We start from the raw sequence: 17835 nt of genomic DNA, 5'->3' as shown, positions 1-17835 counted from the left end.
TGAAGTCAAAGAAAAAAAAGTTCCATTTGAAATTGCTCAAGAGTCTATAGTGGAAGCAGTAGATAATAAAACACACCATTCTATCGCTAATGAAGTGAGTGAAAATAAAGCTTTATTGAAAGATCTTGACTTTGGAAATTTTGAAAAACCAAAAGATTTTTCTTTACCACCTTTAGATTTTTTAACCATGCCAAAAGAAGGTAAAAGTGAGATAAATGAAGAAGAGATTGATAGAAAAATTTATGATTTATTGGAAAAATTAAGACGTTTTAAAATAGGTGGTGATGTAGTTAGAACCTATACAGGTCCTGTTGTAACTACTTTTGAATTTCGTCCAGCAGCAGATGTTAAAGTGAGTAAAATTTTATCTTTACAAGATGATTTAGCTATGGCTTTAAAAGCTCAAACTATAAGAATTCAAGCTCCAATTCCAGGTAAAGATGTAGTAGGGATTGAAGTGCCAAATGAAAAAATTGATACAATTTACTTAAGAGAAATTTTAGAAAGTGAGGTATTTAAAAATTCTAGCTCACCTTTAACTATAGCTTTGGGTAAAGATATAGTAGGCGATCCTTTCATCACAGATCTTAAAAAGCTTCCTCATCTTTTAATAGCAGGAACTACAGGAAGTGGTAAAAGTGTGGGAATTAATTCTATGCTTCTATCTTTGCTTTATAGAAATTCACCAAAAACCTTAAGACTTATGATGATAGATCCTAAAATGCTTGAATTTAGTATTTATAATGATATACCACATTTGCTTACTCCGGTAATTACTGATCCTAAAAAGGCGGTAAATGCTTTATCGAATATGGTAGCTGAAATGGAACGCAGATATCGTTTGATGGCTGAAGCAAAAACTAAAAATATAGAAAATTACAATGAAAAAATCAAAGAACAAGGTGGTGAAATCTTACCATTTATTGTAGTGATTATTGATGAGTTGGCTGATTTAATGATGACTGCGGGTAAGGATGTAGAATTTTATATAGGTCGTTTAGCTCAGATGGCAAGAGCAAGTGGAATTCACTTAATAGTAGCCACACAACGCCCTTCAGTAGATGTTGTTACTGGGGTTGTAAAAGCAAATTTACCAAGTAGAATTTCTTATAAAGTAGGGCAAAAGATAGATTCTAAGGTTATTTTAGATTCTATGGGTGCTGAAAGCTTACTAGGGCGTGGAGATTGTTTATTTACTCCTCCTGGTATGAGTGGTTTAGTGCGTTTGCATGCACCTTTTGCAAGTGAAAATGAAATAGAAAATATTGTGGAGTTTTTAAAAGCTCAACAAGTAGTAGAATATGATGAGAGCTTTTTAAAAGATGATAGTCAAGATGGATCTTATAAAAGAAGTGAATTTGATGATGGAGATTTAGATGAACTTTATGAAGAAGCAAAGGCTGTAATCTTAGAAGATAGAAAAACTAGTATTTCTTATTTGCAAAGACGTTTGAAAATAGGTTACAACCGCGCAGCAAATATCATAGAGCAACTTTCACAAACAGGTATTTTAAGTGAACCTGATGCAAAAGGACAAAGAGAAATTTTATAATTAATTTCTTATTGCCTTATTGTGATCTTTTAAAGTAGAGGTAAAAATATGCTTGTTCGTTTTTTTATCTCTTACAAAATATAAATATTCTGTTTTAGCAGGAAAAATAGCTGCCTTAATAGCTTCAAATGAAACATTACACACAGCTTCTTTCGGTATACCATTAAATTTATAAGTGTTATAAGAACTATTATCCGATCTTATTCTTTGTGGAGTGATTTTTTCATGAGAGTATTTTCCATAATTTAATGTTCCATCCATTTGAAGCTTCATACCTTTTCTTAAACGATTTCTAATTACAGATGAAACTATAGGCATTTCTTCATTACTCGCTGCTTCTTTTTGTATAATGGAAGCTATGATGAGATACTCATGCCATTTTTTTTCATTATATTCTCTAAAAATTTTATAAGAAAGCTTTTTAAATTCATTAGCAGAGTAAGCCAAAAGATATTTTACCAAAAGCTCTTCTGTGATACCTTTTGGAATTTTATAAGTTTCGGGAAAAAGCATACCTTCTTTAAAAGGGCTTTGTTTGTAAAATTCTTGCATTAAAGTTTTAGCATTTAAATTTAACTTTGGTGCTAATTCTTCAAAGAAAATTTCAGTCGTTTCTCCAGGAATTAAAGTAATAGTTTCAAGTGCTGCCTTAGCGACGGTAAGTTTATGTAAAAATTCAGCTCTATTTAGTTCTTTTGTGCCTATATTTATCCAACCAGATTGTGGATGGCCTAATAAATATAAAGTATATTTATCAATACCGCTCATTTTATAGTTATTTTTATCTAATTGCGTTATAATCTTACTAACAGAACCTTGTGGTATAAAAACTACAGAGTTTGTTTTTATAGGTAAAAGTAGATAATAAAAAATGGATAAAAGAAAAATTAAAATCAAATCACAACATATTAAAAAAATTCTTAAATTTTTAGCATTACCTATGATACTTTTCATTGCTTTGTTTGTTTACCTCAAAAATGGAATTTACATAGAAAAATTAGAATTTTCTTCTATTAATTTAGAGAAATTATATATTAAATTAGATAAAAAACTCATTTTAAATGCTAAAAAAGTCGTAGTAAATTCTCAAAGTCAAAGTACTCAAAATGAAACTAGCGCAAGTAAAGCTGTGCAGCTTATCAAAGATGTAAAATATATTTATTGGTTTTTTCAAGAAATCAATATTGATGAAATGTTTGTCAATAACTATCCCGTGGAGTTAATTTATAAAAATAATTTATTTTTTGTAAACAGTAAAAATCTTTTAGTAAAAGTGAATTTAAAAATTAGTGATAAAAATATACAAGCTAATATTGATAATTTTCTTTTAAAAGATCATAATCTTAGTGTAATTGGTTCCTTGCTTATTAATCCTAAGACAAAATTTTATATTTTTAAAGGTAAAATCGATAGTGATTTTTTAAAAAGTGATGTTAAATTTTCACTCAAAAGAGAAGAGATTGCTTATGAATTAGAAAATATCAGTTCAAATAATATTTCGCAAATTTTTGATGTTTTAGTAGAAAATGGAGTGCATTTGCCTTCTAATCTTGCTCTTTGGGTGGGTGGTAAGGTAAAGGCTGATTTTTATTTTATAGAAAAATTAACCGGTTTTGCAGATTTTGGAAAACATAGATATTATTTAAATGATATCAATGCCAAAGGTTATGTAAATAATTTAAAAGTAGTTTTAGATAAAGGCATAGATCCTATCGTAAGTCCTTTTGTAAGGCTTGAATTTGCTAAACAAAGACTCGATTTTATTTATGATGATTTGCGTTTTAATAATTATGATTTAGCTCAAAGCCAAATTTATATAGATAATATGCTAAATGAAAAAGCAGGAATTTATATACATATTAAAAGTGATAATGTTAGAGCTGATTATAGGGTTAATAAAATTTTGCTTTTATATGATATAAAATTACCATTTTTGCAAAACAATGGTGTCACAAAGACTGATTTAACACTGAAAATTCCTTTTGATCATCCTGAAAAAATTACTTATAATGGTAGTTTTAATATTATTAATTCAAATATAAATATAAGTGATTTTAAGATAGCTCAGGCAAATGTTACTTTAAAAAAAGATAAACTAAATATACAAAATGCAAGCGTGCAAAGTAGTATGTTTAATGGTGATCTTAATGCAAGTGTTGATTTGAAGCAAAAAAAAGGTGATTTTAAAACCTTTATAACAAACTTAGAACTACCACAAAAGAGCTTAAAAATGGAAAATAAATTTCTTGATTTAAGCCTTGATTTTGACAAAAATATTAGTTTATATAATAAAGAATTTACCACAACTTTAAATTTTGATCAAGGTATGTCTGTTTATGTTGAAAAACTTGCAAAATATAAAGATTATTCTAAATTAATGCAAAAAAATAAAGTGCATGATGGGGAATTATCTTTAAATACTTTAAATTTTCAAGATTTTAATGTAGATATTAATAATACTACTTTTGAGTCATTTTTGCTCTATAAAGATAATAATCCTTATGAATATGATAGTTTTAGTATAAAAATAAAAGGTAATGATTTTAATTTAACTAGTGCAAGTGGTAGTATTTTTGCTCAAAAAGACAATGATGATGTAAATATTACTTTAAATAATATTAATTTATTAATTTCTCAGCAAGATACGGAAAATACTTTAGATACTCTTGAAAATTCAACTTATAATATTAGTGGAAAAAATATAGATTTGATTTTAAAAGATTTTAATAAAACCTTGGATTTTGATCAATTTGACGTTAAAATTCAAAAAGATTATATAAAAGCTTGGGCAAATAGAAATGAATCTAAATTTGACTTTTTGCTTAAAGAAAATCAAATGCAAATTAGAGCTTTAAAAATGGATGATGATTTTCTAAATACTTTTATACATCAAAATGTTTTTGAAAAAGGTGAGTTTAATCTTTATGTAGATGGCAATAGCACCGATTTTTTCAAAGGTAAATTTTTATTTAAAGATACTTATTTAAAAGATTTAAAATTTCATCAACAGCTTTTAAGTTTTATTGATACCATACCTAGTTTAATTTTATTTAAAGCACCCACCTTTAATGAAAAAGGATTTAGTGTTGAAAATGCTGGTATAAGTTTTAACCGTAAAAAAGATCTTTTTGAAATAGACGCACTTAATTTTAATGGCGATAGTGCAGATGTGCTAGGTCAAGTTAAAATCAATTTAAGAAGCAATCAAGTGGATGGTGTATTAGAACTTAGAACGCTAAAATCAGCTAGTTCGGTTATTTCCAAAGTTCCAATTATCAATCAAATTATATTAGGCAAGGATAGACAAATTAGTACACAAATTAAATTAAGCGGAACAGTGGATGATCCTGAATTTAAGACCCAGCTTATCGCACAAAGCTTGCAACTTCCTTATCATTTGATTAAAAATATTTTTGAATTACCAGCTAATTTAGTGAAATAAATGCAAAAAGGAGAAAAAATGAAAATCACTATCATAGGTGCAGGAAATGTCGGTGTAAGCACTGCTTATGCTTTGATTTTAAGAGAGTTGGTTGATGAGCTTGTTTTAATTGATATTAACAAAGATTTGCTTTTTGCTAGAGAATTAGAATTAAGTCAGAGTATAGCTGCTTTTAATTTTGATATTAAAATAACTTGCACAGATGATTATGCACACTCAAAAGATTCTCAAGTGGTTATTTTTAGTGCGGGAATAGCTAGAAAAGAAGGTCAAAGTAGGGATGAGCTTTTTACTATTAATGCTAAAATCATGCTTGAGTGTGCTAATAATATTAAAAAATTTAACAACGATCCTTTATTTATCATAATAAGCAACCCTGTAGATTTTTTACTTGATGCTCTTTATGACAGTAAATTATTCTCATCAAAGAAAATTATTGCTATGGCAGGTGTTTTGGATAATGCTAGATTTAAATATGAAGTTGGTAAAAAATTAAATATAAAAACTTCTTGTATAGATACTAAACTTATAGGTTTTCACAATGATAGTATGATTTTAGTAAAATCTCAAAGTAAAGTTCAAAACAAAGCATTAAATGAGGTTTTAAGTGAATATGATCTTGCTCAAATAGAACAAGAAGTTAAAACAGGTGGTGCTAAAATTATAAAATATTTAAAAACTTCAGCATATTTAGCCCCTGCGAGTGCTTGCGTGAGGATGATAGAGGCTTTAAAAAGTGGAGAATTTTTACCAATATGTGTGATTTTAGATGGAGAATATGGCATAAAAGAAAAAGCTTTTGGTGTTATGGCAAGGATAAGTTTTGATGGAGTACTTGAAATTTTGGAGTTGAAATTAGATAATCAAGAACAAATTGCATTAGAAAATTCTCTCATTGAGTATAATTATAAATAATTTTTTAGGAGTTTTTTACTCCTAATGTTACTTTGCGTTATAAATACCTATTTGTTTTACTTTATATTTTAAATAATATTTACTCATATTATAAATTCGCTATAATAAAAAGTTTGTTTTAAAAATAACTTTTGATAAAAAATCATTAAAAATAACAAAAAATTAGAAAGGAATTTTAATGGTAGCCCCAGAAAATACACCGGTTTGGGTTGATGAAGCAAGATGTAAAGCTTGTAATATCTGTGTTAGCTATTGTCCAGCTGGAGTTTTAGCAATGAGAGATGAAATCAGCGCAGTTTTAGGACAGATGATAGAAGTGGTTCATCCTGATTCTTGTATAGGCTGTAGTGAATGTGAAAGTCACTGTCCTGATTTTGCAATTTTTGTTGCCAAAAGAGATGAGTTTAAATTTGCAAAGCTTACACCAGAAGCTAAAGAAAGAGCGCAAGCTGTTAAAGAAAATAAATATAAAAAATTAAACGCATAGGAAAAACAATGAGAGAAGTGATATCAACAGGTAATGTTTTAGTAGCAAAAGCTGCGATTGATTGTGGCTGTAAATTTTTTGGTGGTTATCCAATTACCCCAAGTTCTGAAATAGCACATGAATTAAGCCATATGCTACCAAAAAATGATGGTACTTTTATACAAATGGAAGATGAAATTTCAGGTATTAGTGTGGCTTTGGGTGCTTCTATGAGTGGTGTTAAGTCTATGACAGCAAGTAGTGGACCTGGAATTTCTTTAAAAGCTGAGCAAATTGGTTTGGGTTTTATAGCTGAAATTCCACTAGTAATTGTAAATGTTATGAGGGGTGGTCCATCCACTGGCCTTCCAACAAGAGTTGCACAAGGAGATTTGTTTCAAGCAAAAGCTCCAACACATGGAGATTATGCAAGTATAGCTTTAGCTCCTGCTTCGTTAGAAGAAGCTTATACTGAAACCATTAGAGCTTTTAATCTAGCTGAAAAATACATGACTCCGGTATTTTTGCTTTTAGATGAAACCATAGGACATATGAATGGTAAGGCAAAATTACCTGATTTAGAAGAATTAGAAATTATTAACCGTAAAAAATTTACGGGCGATAAAAAAGATTACAAACCTTATGCAGCAGGGGAAAATGAAGCTGCTACGCTAAATCCTTTCTTTGAAGGTTATCGTTATCATATCACAGGACTTCATCATGGAGATATAGGTTTTCCAACTGAAGATGGAATGATAGTAGATAAAAATATGAAAAGATTGTTTGGTAAGATTAAAAATAATACAGATGAAATTTGTACTTATGAAGAGTTTATGTGTGATGATGCGCAGTTTTTAATCATTGCTTATGGTAGTGTTGCAAGATCTACTAAAGAAGCTATTTTAAGACTTAGAGAAGAGGGTTTAAAAGTAGGGCTTTTTAGACCAATCACACTTTATCCAGTAGCTGAGAAAAAAATAGCTCAAGTGGTATCTAAATTTGAAAAAGTTATGGTAAGTGAGCTTAATATGGGGCAATATTTAGAAGAAATTCAAAGAGTAAGCAAAAGAGATGATTTTATTAGCTTGCACCGTGCAAATGGTCGCCCTATAACCCCAAGTGAAATTATTGCTAAAGTAAAGGAGAATATGTAAAATGGCTTTTAATTACGATGAATATTTAAGAGTAGATAAACTTCCAACACAATGGTGCTGGGGTTGTGGTGATGGCGTTGTTTTAAAAGCTATTATTAGGGCTATTCAAAAACTTGACTGGAATATGGATGATGTTTGTTTAGTTTCTGGTATAGGTTGTAGTGGTAGAATGAGTTCTTATGTAAATTGTAATACAGTGCATACTACCCATGGTAGAGCTATTGCTTATGCAACAGGGATTAAGCTAGCAAATCCTAAAAAACACGTAATCGTAGTAAGTGGGGATGGTGATACTTTAGCAATTGGTGGAAATCACACTATCCATGGATGTAGAAGAAATATAGATTTAACTCATATTTTAATCAATAATTTTATTTATGGTCTTACAAACTCACAAACTTCACCAACTACTCCGCAAGGTTTTTACACTGTTACAGCTCAAGCAGGTAATATAGACCCAAATTTTGACGCTTGTGAGCTTACTAAAGCTGCTGGGGCTTCTTTTGTAGCAAGAACAAATGTTATTGAGGCAAATAAACTTGAAAATATCATTTTTAAAGCTTTATCGCACAAAGGTTATAGTTTTGTAGATGTATTTTCAAACTGCCATATTAATCTTGGTAGAAAAAATAAAATGGGTGAAGCTGTAAGCATGCTTGATTGGATTAAAAATCGTTGTGTAGATAAGTCTAAATTTGAACAATTAGACTATGAGCAAAGAGCAGATAAATTCCCTACAGGAATTTTGCATCAAGATGAAAGCAAGGCAGAATATTGCGAAGCTTATGAAGAAGTTAGAAGAGCCTTGAAAGAAAAAAGAATGGTTGATTTAGGAGCATTAAAATGAAATATCAATTAAGATTTTGCGGCGAAGGTGGACAAGGGGTTATCACTGCAGGTGAAATTTTAGCTAAAGCTGCCATTAAAGAAGGGCGCAATGCTTTTAAAGCTTCTACTTATACTTCTCAAGTTAGAGGCGGACCAACTAAGGTTGATATTATCATTGATGAAAGTGAAATCTTTTTTCCTTATGCAGTAGAAGGCGAAGTTAGTTTTATGCTTTCAACTGCTGATAAGGGTTATCATAATTTCAAAGATGGTGTTTGTGAAGGCGGTGTTATAGTTGTAGAGCCAAATTTAGTTCATCCAAGCAAAGAAGATTATACTAGATGGAAAATTTTTGAAATTCCTATTATTACTATAGCTAAAGAAGAAGTAGGTAATGTAGCTACTCAATCAGTTGTTGCTTTAGCTATAGCTGCTTATATGAGTAAATGTATTGATATTGATGCATTAAAACAAACTATGCTTGATATGGTACCTGCAAAAACTAAAGAAGCAAATGCAAAAGCTTTTGATTTAGGTGTAGAATACGCTAAAAAAGCACAAGTAGTTTCTTGATTTTTCAAGAAACTCTCCTTATAAAATAATATTTATTAAATTATCGTTATAATATTTTCCATTTTTAAGCAAAAAAGGTAAAATAATGAAAGAGCTAAATGGCTCGCAAATGATTTGTGAAGCATTAAAAGAAGAAAATGTTAAAGTAGTTTTTGGTTATCCTGGTGGTGCTGCTTTAAATATTTATGATGAAATTTATAAGCAAACTCATTTTAAACATATCCTAGTTAGACACGAGCAAGCAGCCTTACATAGTGCTGATGCTTATGCTAGAATGAGTGGTGAGGTTGGTGTGGCAGTAGTTACAAGTGGACCTGGTTTTACCAATACAGTTACAGGTTTGGCTACTGCTTATAGTGACTCTATACCTTTGGTTTTAATTTCAGCTCAAGTTGCAAATTCTTTAATAGGAACCGATGCTTTTCAAGAAATCGATGCGATAGGTATTTCAAGGCCTTGTGTAAAGCATAATTATTTAGTAAAAAATATTGAAGAATTACCTAAAATTTTAAAAGAAGCTTTTTATATTGCTACAACAGGTAGAAAAGGGCCTGTGCATATTGATATACCTAAAGATGTTACTGCTGCTATAGGTAAATGGCATTATCCTAAAGAAATTTCTATGAAAACTTACAAGCCAACTTATAAAGGAAATGTTAAGCAAATTAAAAAATTAGTAAGTTTGATTAAAAATGCTCAAAAACCTTTATTTTACCTAGGTGGAGGTTGTATAGCTTCTAATGCTAGTGATGAATTAAGAGAATTGATTCATTTTTGTCAAATTCCTGCAGTTGAAACCTTGATGGCTCTAGGAACTTTAAGAAGTGATGATAAGCTTAATTTAAAAATGGCAGGTATGCATGGGAGTTATTGTGCAAATATTGCTTTAAGTGAGTGTGATTTGCTCATTGCTGTGGGCGCTAGGTTTGATGATAGGATTACTGGTAAAACAAGTGAGTTTGCCAAGGGTGCGAAAATCGTTCATATTGATATAGATCCAAGCTCTATTTCTAAAATCATCGAAGCGCATTTTCCTATAGTTGGAGATATTAAAAGTGTTATTTTAGATACTTTAGAAGAATTAAAAAAAGAAAGTTTTGATAATACAAAATACCAAGAATGGTTTAAAACTTTACAAAGATATCAGCAATTATATCCTTTAATCTATGAAGATAGTGATGAAGTTTTAAAACCTCAATGGGTTATAGAAGAATGTGCTAGATTAGCTCCTGATGCAAGGATAATTACTGATGTGGGGCAGCATCAAATGTGGGTAGCACAATTTTATCCTTTTAATTATGCAAGACAACTTGCAACAAGTGGTGGACAAGGAACTATGGGTTATTCTTTACCGGCTGCACTTGGAGCTAAATTAGCTGTGGGTGAAGAAGTGGTGGTAAATTTTGTAGGCGATGGTTCTTTTTTAATGAATATACAAGAGCTAATGACTGCAAGTGCTTATGGAATCAAAGTGATTAATATCGTTTTAAATAATTCTTTTTTGGGCATGGTAAGACAATGGCAAAGTATGTTTTATAAAGAAAGATTTTCTAATACAGATTTAACAAGTCAACCTGATTTTATTACTATTGCTAAAGGTTTTCATTGTGAGGGTTATAATGTTTGTAATAAAGAAGAATTTCAAAAAGCTTTCAAAGCAGCCTTAAAATCTAAAAAAACTTGTATTTTAAATGTGGCTATAGATCGTTATGAAGATGTATTACCTATGGTGCCTGCAGGGGGAGCTATTTATAATATGATTTTACCTAGCTATAAAAACAAGGATAAAAAATGAAAAGAAGAGTAATTTCTGTCATTGTATTAAATGAGCATGGGGTATTATCACGCGTTGTTGGACTTTTTTCAGGGCGTGGTTATAATATAGAATCTCTTACTGTTGCACCACTTGATGATAAAGAATTTTCAAGGATAAATATCGTTACTTTAGGTGATGAAAAAGTTTTTGAGCAAATCATAAAACAACTTCACAAACTCATACCCACTTATAAGGTGATTGATTCTAGTGATTTTATAGAAAAAGAAACAGCCTTGGTAAAGATTGCTTTAAATGAAAATTTTGCAGGCTTAGATGCTATATTAAAAGCTTATAATGGCAGTATAACTTATAGTGATGATGAGTTTATTATAGTAATGGCAAGTGATGATGCAAAAAATATCGATAACTTTTTAAAAACTATGAAAAAGTATAATCCTATTAGTGTAGTTAGAAGCGGTTCTATTTTAATGGAGGTAAAATGAAAATTAGTGAAATTGCTAAATTTTTAGGCATAGAATATTGTGGAGAAGATATAGAAATTACAGCTTTAAATTCATTAAATAATGCAAGTTTTAGTGAACTTAGTTATTGTGATGGAGAAAAAAACTCTAAAAAAATTGCAAGTAGTGGAGCTGGGGCTATATTGATCTCGAAAGAATTTGAAAATTTAGTTTCAAAAGATTGCATTAAGTTAGTCGTTGATAACCCACATTTATCTTTTGCGCTTTTAAGTAAGCTTTTTGCTAAACCTTTAATCTCTAGTGAAAAAAAACAATCTAATATTGCCAAAAGTGCTAAGATTATGCCAAATGTTTATATAGGTGAAAATGTTCAAATAGCTGATCATGTAGTGATAATGGCAGGAGCTTATATAGGTGATAATGTAAGTATAGGTGAATATACTATAATCCATCCAAATGCTGTGATTTATAATGACACTAAAATAGGTAAAAAATGTCATTTGCTGGCAAATTGTGTTATAGGTAGTGATGGTTTTGGTTATGCGCATACAAAAAATGGCGAACATTATAAGATTTATCATAATGGAAATGTTATTTTAGAAGATTTTGTAGAAGTTGGAGCTTGTACGACTATTGATAGAGCAGTTTTTGAAAGTACTATCATAAAGCAAGGTACAAAGATTGATAATCTTGTTCAAGTAGGACATAATTGTGAAATAGGAGAGAATTGTCTTATAGTAGCTCAAAGTGGAATTTCAGGTTCAAGTGTTTTAGGTAAAAATGTTACTATGGGTGGACAAAGTGCTACAAGTGGGCATTTAGAAATAGGGGATTTTGCTACCATAGCCGCAAGAGGCGGGGTCACTAAAAATTTAGAAGGTGCTAGGGTTTATGGTGGTTTTCCTATCATGCTTCAAAAAGATTGGCTAAAATTTCAAGCAAAAATTATCACAGCTTTTAGGGATAAACATGAGTAAAAAAGTATTTAAAACTATAGAATTACATGGTAGTAAAAGTGGAGAAATAAGCCTTTGTAATCTTTCTAATCCTTATGGTGTAGGAAGTAATGATGTTTTAAGCATAGGTGTGGCTTTAAAAAAGGAAAATGGAATAGATTGGAAAGTTCATATTCCTTATGAAAATTTAAAAGATCTTATCCTAGCACTTCAAGAAATAGAAAAAAGCAAAGCCTAGTTTAAAAACTAGGCGTATTTAAATCCCGTTTTCTTCCTGCACTAATAATTAAAGTAAAATTAAGCACAATCAAAATATACACAAAAGTTGGTATAGGGAAAGCGTCGCCATTTGCATAAGAATGAAGTCCAGAGAGATAAAAATTTACTCCAAAATAAGTCATTAATATACTATAAAAGGCTAAAACGCTAGCACTTGCAAAAACAAAAATAAAATATGTTTTGAAAATAAATCTTAAATGTAATACCATGGTATAAACTACAATAGAAATCAAAGCCCAAGTTTCTTTTGGATCCCAACCCCAATATCTTCCCCAGCTTTCATTGGCCCAAACTCCGCCTAAAAAATTTCCTATCGTAAGCATTGCAAGTCCTATTATCATAGACATTTCATTAACGCAGTGTAATTTGGTGATGTTTAAATCTATATTTTTATTTTTACCTCTTAAAGTAAAAAGAATTAAACTCAAAATTCCTATAATAAAACAAAGTGCTAAAAATCCATAACTTGCTGTTATAATTGATACATGAATATTAAGCCAATATGATTTTAAAACAGGTATTAAATTTCCAATTTGAGGATCCATGAAGCCAAGATGAGCTACAAAAAGCGAAATGCCTGCTAAAAAGCTCGCACTACATAAAGCTAAAAGTGATTTTTTAAAAAATATCACAGCGCTTATCGCACAAGCAAAAGCTATATAAATCATACTTTCATAAGCATTACTCCAAGGAGCATGCCCACCTACATACCAACGAATGATTAAAGCTAGCGCATGTATGATTACACACATACTTAAAATAATGTAAAAAAAATCATATACAAAGGCAGATAAAGAAATATTTTTTAATATAGTATAAAAACTTAAAAAGAAAAACACTAACGCAAAGCTAATATAAACAAAAGTTAGATTATCAAAAATATTATAATGATTAAGCAGTATTTCAAGATCTAATCTTTCCTTTGGTGGTAAAACATTGCTTCCATAGTGATATTGAAAATCTTTTAAAGATTGTAAAATTTCATTTGCATCTTGCCATTGATTGTTTTCAATACCATTGCGAACTTGTAAAAAATAGCTAACTAAAAGCATTTGCAAACGCTCTATATCTTCTTTTGCAAAGGGTAAAATTTGTACCGGAGAATACCACTTTAAACTTTGTTCATTAATATCAGGAAAAATAGTTAAAGCTTGACCACTATAAATATAATATGCATGATTTATTTTTTCATCTAAAGCTAGTAAATCTTTATCAAAGCTAGTTCTTATCGAGGGCTTTTTGCGGTTAGCTTCTTCAACATAATTACTCAGTTTATATACCCCATTATCAAACACATCATCAAATGCTATGTATTTTTCATTTGTATCTACACCTATTAGTTTTCTTAATTTACTTGTTTTTGTAGCTATCATTTTGATTTTTCTAAATTCTTTAGGATAAATCATCATTGCAAGAAAAATTTGATCATAGTGAAGATTTAAAAATTTTTCTTTTTGAGTGATTTTATAAACAAATTCCATTGCCAAAGTATCTAAAGGTTTGATTCTACCATTATGATCTTGCACAAGTAGTTTTGCAAAATTTAAAGAATGTTCATAGGAATTTTTTTGCAAATTTGAGATTAAATTTAAAATTTCATTTTTATTTTCTTGTGCAAAAAGTGGGGTTTGTAAATTTGCAAAAAGCAAAATAAACAATACAAAACTTTGACCTTTTTTTAAATAAACACTTAAACGATGAAATCTTGATTTTTTATCAAATAAAACCCATAAAAATCCTAAAATCAATAAAGTATAACCTATATAAGTAGGAATTTTACCAGGATCTTTATTGACTGAAAGTATAGTGCCTTGCTCATCTTGATCATAAGAGCTTTGAAAAAATCTATATCCACCATAATCAAGAACATTATTCATAAAAATATCATAATTTAACTCAATATTATTTTGCTTATCTATGATTTGAATTTTTGAAGTATAAGAAGATGGGCTCATAGAGCCTAAATAACGCTCTAGTATAAAATCTTTTAAGTGTAATGTAAAAGGAAGTTTGATTTCTCTTGGTCCCCAATTGATGGTAAAATTTTTTCCCTGTAAGTTAAAATGCACTGCTTGTTTGTTTGTAAAATTTGGATTTAAGATTATTTGTGTATTTGCTTTTTGATACTTAATATTTAATTCTAAGCTAACAGGTGTGATAGAGTCTTTTTGTGGAGTATATTTGATAGAGCTTATGATTAATTTTTCGCCATTTAAGTCAATAGTTTTTTCAAAATGCTTTTGGGTTAGCGGGGTAAAACTAATAGGAAATTTAAAACTAGCATTAGTATCAAAATCAGTAATTTTTAAAAATTCTTCCCTAGTGACTATGGTGTTAGAGCTTTCATTTTCTCTTATATGCATTCCACCTTCTAAGCCAAAATATCTAGTAAGTCCAGCACCGATTAAAATCACTATAAAAGATAAATGTAAAAGCAAAATAGAGTATTTTTTCTTTTGAAAAAGCTTGTTATAAAATATCACCCCGATTAAATTTAAACCTAGTAATAAATGCAGCATATCAAACCAAGCATTATTATAAATCAAAGCTTTAGCCGCACTAATACCAAAATCATTTTCTATAAAGGTCGCCACAGCACAAGCTATGGCGTATATGCTCATTAGTAAAAAACTCATCGCAAAAGAAAAAAAATACTGCATTTTTAACCTTTAAATATTATTTTCTTTATAAAAATGTATAAGTTTTTGCGCTATGGTTGCTTCGTCTAAATTTTGATTTTCTTTTTGGTTTAAAAACTCCATTGTAGCACTTAGTCTTTTGGCGCTAATAAAACCAGGATAGTTTAACAAAGTTTGGCTGTTTTTGTTTAAAATTACAATAGTAGGGGTAGCTATTATGTTATAAATACTAGAAATTTCAGCTGTGCTTAAATCGCTTTTATGGTTTTTATAAAATGTATGAATTTTTTTATAGCTTATATTTATATAATAAGAGCTGTATTTTTCTTTTATAAGTTCTTGTATTTTTTTATCATTTTTAATCTCTTCTTTTAATTTATCACAATAAAGGCACTGATTTGCACTAAAAATGATTAAAATATTTTTATCATCACTTTTTATATTTGTATTATCTTTAAATAAATGAGCTATTTCTTCATAAGATTTTTTATCTAAATCATTTGCTTTTTGTAAATTTTCTTTAGAAAATTGTGTGCCACTTGAGATTAAATTAGAATCAAGTTTTTCTTCATTAGAACAAGCTGTAAAAAAAATACTTAAAAAACTAAGTGTGAGTATTGTTTTAAACATTTAAAATCCTTGAAAAAGTTAGGAAAAGTCCTTATTCGCTATTATAGCGAATAAGGTTATAAGATAGTGTTAAAGAAAGTATAAAGCATTAAAAATAAAAATACTAAGCCAGTGATTAGCATTGCAAATCCTACAAGCTTAGCTAGCCATTGATATGCTTTGAAATTACTTTTATTTTCATATAAAGTGCTTAATTTTCCACTTTCTTTTAAGCGTTTATACCATACACTTCTTTCTTGTTTAATCTCTTCTTCACTAATACTTCCTGAGAAAATCACCATATCCATAGGGAAGCGATCTGCTCTAAAATGCGTATTAAAGAAATGAATTGCAAAAATAAATCCTGTAGCAAGTAAAGCTTCATCAGAGTGAAGTAGGGTTGCTAGGTTGATTGCTTCACCTGGTAAAAATTTACCAAAGAAAGCAGGAAACCATAAAATAAGCCCTGAAATACCAATGATAAACATACCCCAAAATACTGCTAGATAGTCAAATTTTTCCCAATAAGTCCAGCGGTCAAATTGTGGTCTTGGCCCAAAACCAAAGAACCATTTAAAATGATCTTTCATATCTTTAAAATCTTGCCAATTTGGCATTAAAGAATCAGGTCCAAAAGTAGCTTTTAAAACTTTCATAAAGCTTATTTTGCCAGTTATTGGATCCCTTGCTACATCACGGCGTTTCCAATTTACAATGATGATTTCTCCAATGTGAGAGAAAAATACTGCAAACATTACTATGGCTGAAATATGATGTATGGTTGCTGCGTTAATAATATCTCCACCCATTAAATCAATCATAGGTTTAGCCCACGCTGAATCATAAAATTTTTGCGGTAAGCCTGAGAATGCAAGACCCAAGAAACTAGCTGCCATAAAGAAATGTTGAATTCTATGGAAAGTGCTAAATCTTCTTACTCTTACTTTATCTTCATGCGCTGCTTTTCTTGCTTCTTTCCATTCTTTAGGATATTTTATACGCATAGCAATTAAACGCAAGCACCAAAGTATAGTATGAGCTCCAAAGAAAACAAACACAGAAATCACTAAAATAGTCATAAATATATAAGCACCATGTAATCCAGGATATTTTTCACCATCGCTATGATCAGCATGTGCCATCCAATTTGCGAAATTTTCATTTGCATTTGGGTGACATGATTTGCAAGTTTGAACACGGTTAATTGGCGAGAGAGTTGAGTTTCTTTCACTTGATTTTAAAATATTGTGTTTGCCATGACAATCAGAACAAGTAGCAACACTTGGAGTTTCACCTGGAGTACTTAAAAACATACCTTTACCATGGAAAGTCATATGGAAAGTTGCACTTTTTTGTTTATGGCATTGTGCGCATTTTTGATCGACTAATTGTTTTTGTGAATAAATTCCTGAATGTTTTGGGGTAACATGAATAGAGTGACAAGTCGCACAAGATGGTTTTTCTTTTTTCTTTTGCATATCTTGAGCAGGCAAGAACTCTTGTATCCCATGAGCGCTTTTTGCCAAAGCATTGCTTGCTTTTTCATGGCAAGTTGCGCATTTTTGATTGATTAAGTTTTTACTTGCTGCAATATCAGCTCTAATGCCTTTACCTTTTTGAGCATGACAATCACGACAAGATGGGGTATTGCTAAATTTAAATCTTGAGTGGATAGTATCTTTAAACTCGATAATTTCTTTAGCTTTTTCCCATTTAACTGTGTCTATTTTTTCAACTTTTCTACCTGATGTTATCCATGATTCAATGCCATCAAGCATTACAACAGAGTTCTTATAGCCAAGTTCTATAGCAACTGCAGCAGCTTGAGAAGCTTCAAATCTAAAACGATTTAAACCATAAAATACTAAATTTGCATTTTTATCATTAGGTAATAAATTTTGCCAATTTTCAACATAGGTTGATATGGAATTAGGTATATAGCCATTAGCTTGTCTATCTTGCTCTGAGTTGACATCAAAAAAATAAGTATTATTTTGATCTAGCATTTCTTGAGCTTGTGCTAAGCTAATACTTTTTACACCTTCTATTGAGCCTATTTCTCCATTAGCCTCAGCAAAAATAAATCCTGATGGCATAAAGAGAGTAAAAAGGACAATAAAAAGTCGAATGATTAAATTTTTCAAGACTAGCTCCTTATTTGAAGGAAGAATTTTTCATTCTTCC

Annotated in this window: 14 protein-coding genes and 1 pseudogene; 11 read left to right on the top strand and 4 right to left on the bottom strand. The window is 30.0% G+C overall.

Features of this window, described 5'->3' with window-relative positions; translation table 11 throughout:
* Positions 1-91: 91 nt before the first annotated feature.
* Positions 92-1552 (top strand): annotated as a pseudogene (locus CLCT_RS07835) (DNA translocase FtsK); the annotation flags it as partial.
* Here CLCT_RS07835 and mltG read toward each other — a convergent pair.
* Complete coding sequence (mltG, locus tag CLCT_RS04205) at positions 1553-2506, bottom strand: endolytic transglycosylase MltG (protein ID WP_149062354.1); 954 nt, start codon at positions 2504-2506, stop codon at positions 1553-1555.
* Between mltG and CLCT_RS04200 the strand changes: the two genes are divergently transcribed.
* The 10 genes from CLCT_RS04200 to CLCT_RS04155 all read left to right on the top strand — a co-directional run bounded on the left by CLCT_RS04200 (position 2493) and on the right by CLCT_RS04155 (position 12362).
* Positions 2493-4994 (top strand): YhdP family protein, encoded by a 2502-nt coding sequence (locus CLCT_RS04200; RefSeq protein ID WP_170230434.1) that lies wholly within the window; start codon positions 2493-2495, stop codon positions 4992-4994. The genes mltG and CLCT_RS04200 overlap by 14 nt on opposite strands.
* 18 nt (positions 4995-5012) lie before the next feature.
* On the top strand, positions 5013-5909 hold the full coding sequence (locus CLCT_RS04195) for a malate dehydrogenase (protein WP_149062352.1): 897 nt from the start codon (positions 5013-5015) through the stop codon (positions 5907-5909).
* A gap of 172 nt (positions 5910-6081) precedes the next feature.
* Positions 6082-6396: a 2-oxoglutarate:acceptor oxidoreductase, delta subunit gene (locus CLCT_RS04190; RefSeq protein WP_039668439.1), complete on the top strand. Its 315-nt coding sequence runs from the start codon at positions 6082-6084 to the stop codon at positions 6394-6396.
* Positions 6397-6404: 8 nt separating this feature from the next.
* The gene (locus CLCT_RS04185) at positions 6405-7529 is read left to right on the top strand and encodes a 2-oxoglutarate synthase subunit alpha (RefSeq protein WP_149062351.1); all 1125 of its coding nucleotides are present in this window, start codon (positions 6405-6407) and stop codon (positions 7527-7529) included.
* A 1-nt stretch (position 7530) separates the two neighbouring features.
* Positions 7531-8376, top strand: a complete 846-nt coding sequence (locus tag CLCT_RS04180; RefSeq protein ID WP_039668437.1) for a 2-oxoglutarate ferredoxin oxidoreductase subunit beta — start codon at positions 7531-7533, stop codon at positions 8374-8376.
* Positions 8373-8930: a 2-oxoglutarate:acceptor oxidoreductase subunit OorC gene (locus CLCT_RS04175; protein WP_149062350.1), complete on the top strand. Its 558-nt coding sequence runs from the start codon at positions 8373-8375 to the stop codon at positions 8928-8930. Before CLCT_RS04180 ends, CLCT_RS04175 begins: the two co-directional genes overlap by 4 nt.
* An 85-nt stretch (positions 8931-9015) precedes the next feature.
* Entirely contained in the window at positions 9016-10725 is a 1710-nt protein-coding gene (locus CLCT_RS04170; protein ID WP_149062349.1) for an acetolactate synthase large subunit, read from the top strand.
* The gene (ilvN, locus tag CLCT_RS04165; RefSeq protein ID WP_039668434.1) at positions 10722-11189 is read left to right on the top strand and encodes an acetolactate synthase small subunit; all 468 of its coding nucleotides are present in this window, start codon (positions 10722-10724) and stop codon (positions 11187-11189) included. Before CLCT_RS04170 ends, ilvN begins: the two co-directional genes overlap by 4 nt.
* The gene (lpxD, locus tag CLCT_RS04160) at positions 11186-12145 is read left to right on the top strand and encodes a UDP-3-O-(3-hydroxymyristoyl)glucosamine N-acyltransferase (protein WP_149062348.1); all 960 of its coding nucleotides are present in this window, start codon (positions 11186-11188) and stop codon (positions 12143-12145) included. The genes ilvN and lpxD overlap by 4 nt, the downstream gene beginning before the upstream one ends.
* The gene (locus CLCT_RS04155) at positions 12138-12362 is read left to right on the top strand and encodes a hypothetical protein (RefSeq protein ID WP_039668432.1); all 225 of its coding nucleotides are present in this window, start codon (positions 12138-12140) and stop codon (positions 12360-12362) included. Before lpxD ends, CLCT_RS04155 begins: the two co-directional genes overlap by 8 nt.
* Position 12363: 1 nt before the next feature.
* Here CLCT_RS04155 and CLCT_RS04150 read toward each other — a convergent pair whose 3' ends face one another.
* From CLCT_RS04150 to CLCT_RS04140, 3 genes are read right to left on the bottom strand one after another with little or no spacing between them, the layout of a single operon-like run.
* Positions 12364-15063 (bottom strand): cytochrome c biogenesis protein, encoded by a 2700-nt coding sequence (locus CLCT_RS04150; protein ID WP_149062347.1) that lies wholly within the window; start codon positions 15061-15063, stop codon positions 12364-12366.
* Positions 15064-15072: 9 nt separating this feature from the next.
* A complete protein-coding gene (locus CLCT_RS04145; RefSeq protein WP_149062346.1) occupies positions 15073-15672 on the bottom strand; it encodes a SoxW family protein in 600 nt (199 codons plus the stop codon).
* Positions 15673-15728: 56 nt separating this feature from the next.
* On the bottom strand, positions 15729-17795 hold the full coding sequence (locus CLCT_RS04140) for a rhodanese-like domain-containing protein (RefSeq protein WP_149062345.1): 2067 nt from the start codon (positions 17793-17795) through the stop codon (positions 15729-15731).
* Between the last annotated feature and the right edge of the window lie 40 nt (positions 17796-17835).

Source organism: Campylobacter lari subsp. concheus (assembly GCF_008245025.1).
GTDB lineage: Bacteria > Campylobacterota > Campylobacteria > Campylobacterales > Campylobacteraceae > Campylobacter_D > Campylobacter_D concheus.
Note: the sequence above shows the minus strand (reverse complement) of the source record. Positions and strands in the feature narration are given on the sequence as shown.

Bases quoted from the DNA above. Each gene is read 5' to 3' on its own strand.
- CLCT_RS04200 (WP_170230434.1), top strand. From the start codon at position 2,493: ATGATACTTTTCATTGCTTTGTTTGTTTACCTCAAAAATGGAATTTAC.
- mltG (WP_149062354.1), bottom strand. From the start codon at position 2,506: ATGAAAAGTATCATAGGTAATGCTAAAAATTTAAGAATTTTTTTAATA.
- CLCT_RS04195 (WP_149062352.1), top strand. From the start codon at position 5,013: ATGAAAATCACTATCATAGGTGCAGGAAATGTCGGTGTAAGCACTGCT.
- CLCT_RS04185 (WP_149062351.1), top strand. From the start codon at position 6,405: ATGAGAGAAGTGATATCAACAGGTAATGTTTTAGTAGCAAAAGCTGCG.
- CLCT_RS04180 (WP_039668437.1), top strand. From the start codon at position 7,531: ATGGCTTTTAATTACGATGAATATTTAAGAGTAGATAAACTTCCAACA.
- CLCT_RS04175 (WP_149062350.1), top strand. From the start codon at position 8,373: ATGAAATATCAATTAAGATTTTGCGGCGAAGGTGGACAAGGGGTTATC.
- CLCT_RS04170 (WP_149062349.1), top strand. From the start codon at position 9,016: ATGAAAGAGCTAAATGGCTCGCAAATGATTTGTGAAGCATTAAAAGAA.
- ilvN (WP_039668434.1), top strand. From the start codon at position 10,722: ATGAAAAGAAGAGTAATTTCTGTCATTGTATTAAATGAGCATGGGGTA.
- lpxD (WP_149062348.1), top strand. From the start codon at position 11,186: ATGAAAATTAGTGAAATTGCTAAATTTTTAGGCATAGAATATTGTGGA.
- CLCT_RS04155 (WP_039668432.1), top strand. From the start codon at position 12,138: ATGAGTAAAAAAGTATTTAAAACTATAGAATTACATGGTAGTAAAAGT.
- CLCT_RS04150 (WP_149062347.1), bottom strand. From the start codon at position 15,063: ATGCAGTATTTTTTTTCTTTTGCGATGAGTTTTTTACTAATGAGCATA.
- CLCT_RS04145 (WP_149062346.1), bottom strand. From the start codon at position 15,672: ATGTTTAAAACAATACTCACACTTAGTTTTTTAAGTATTTTTTTTACA.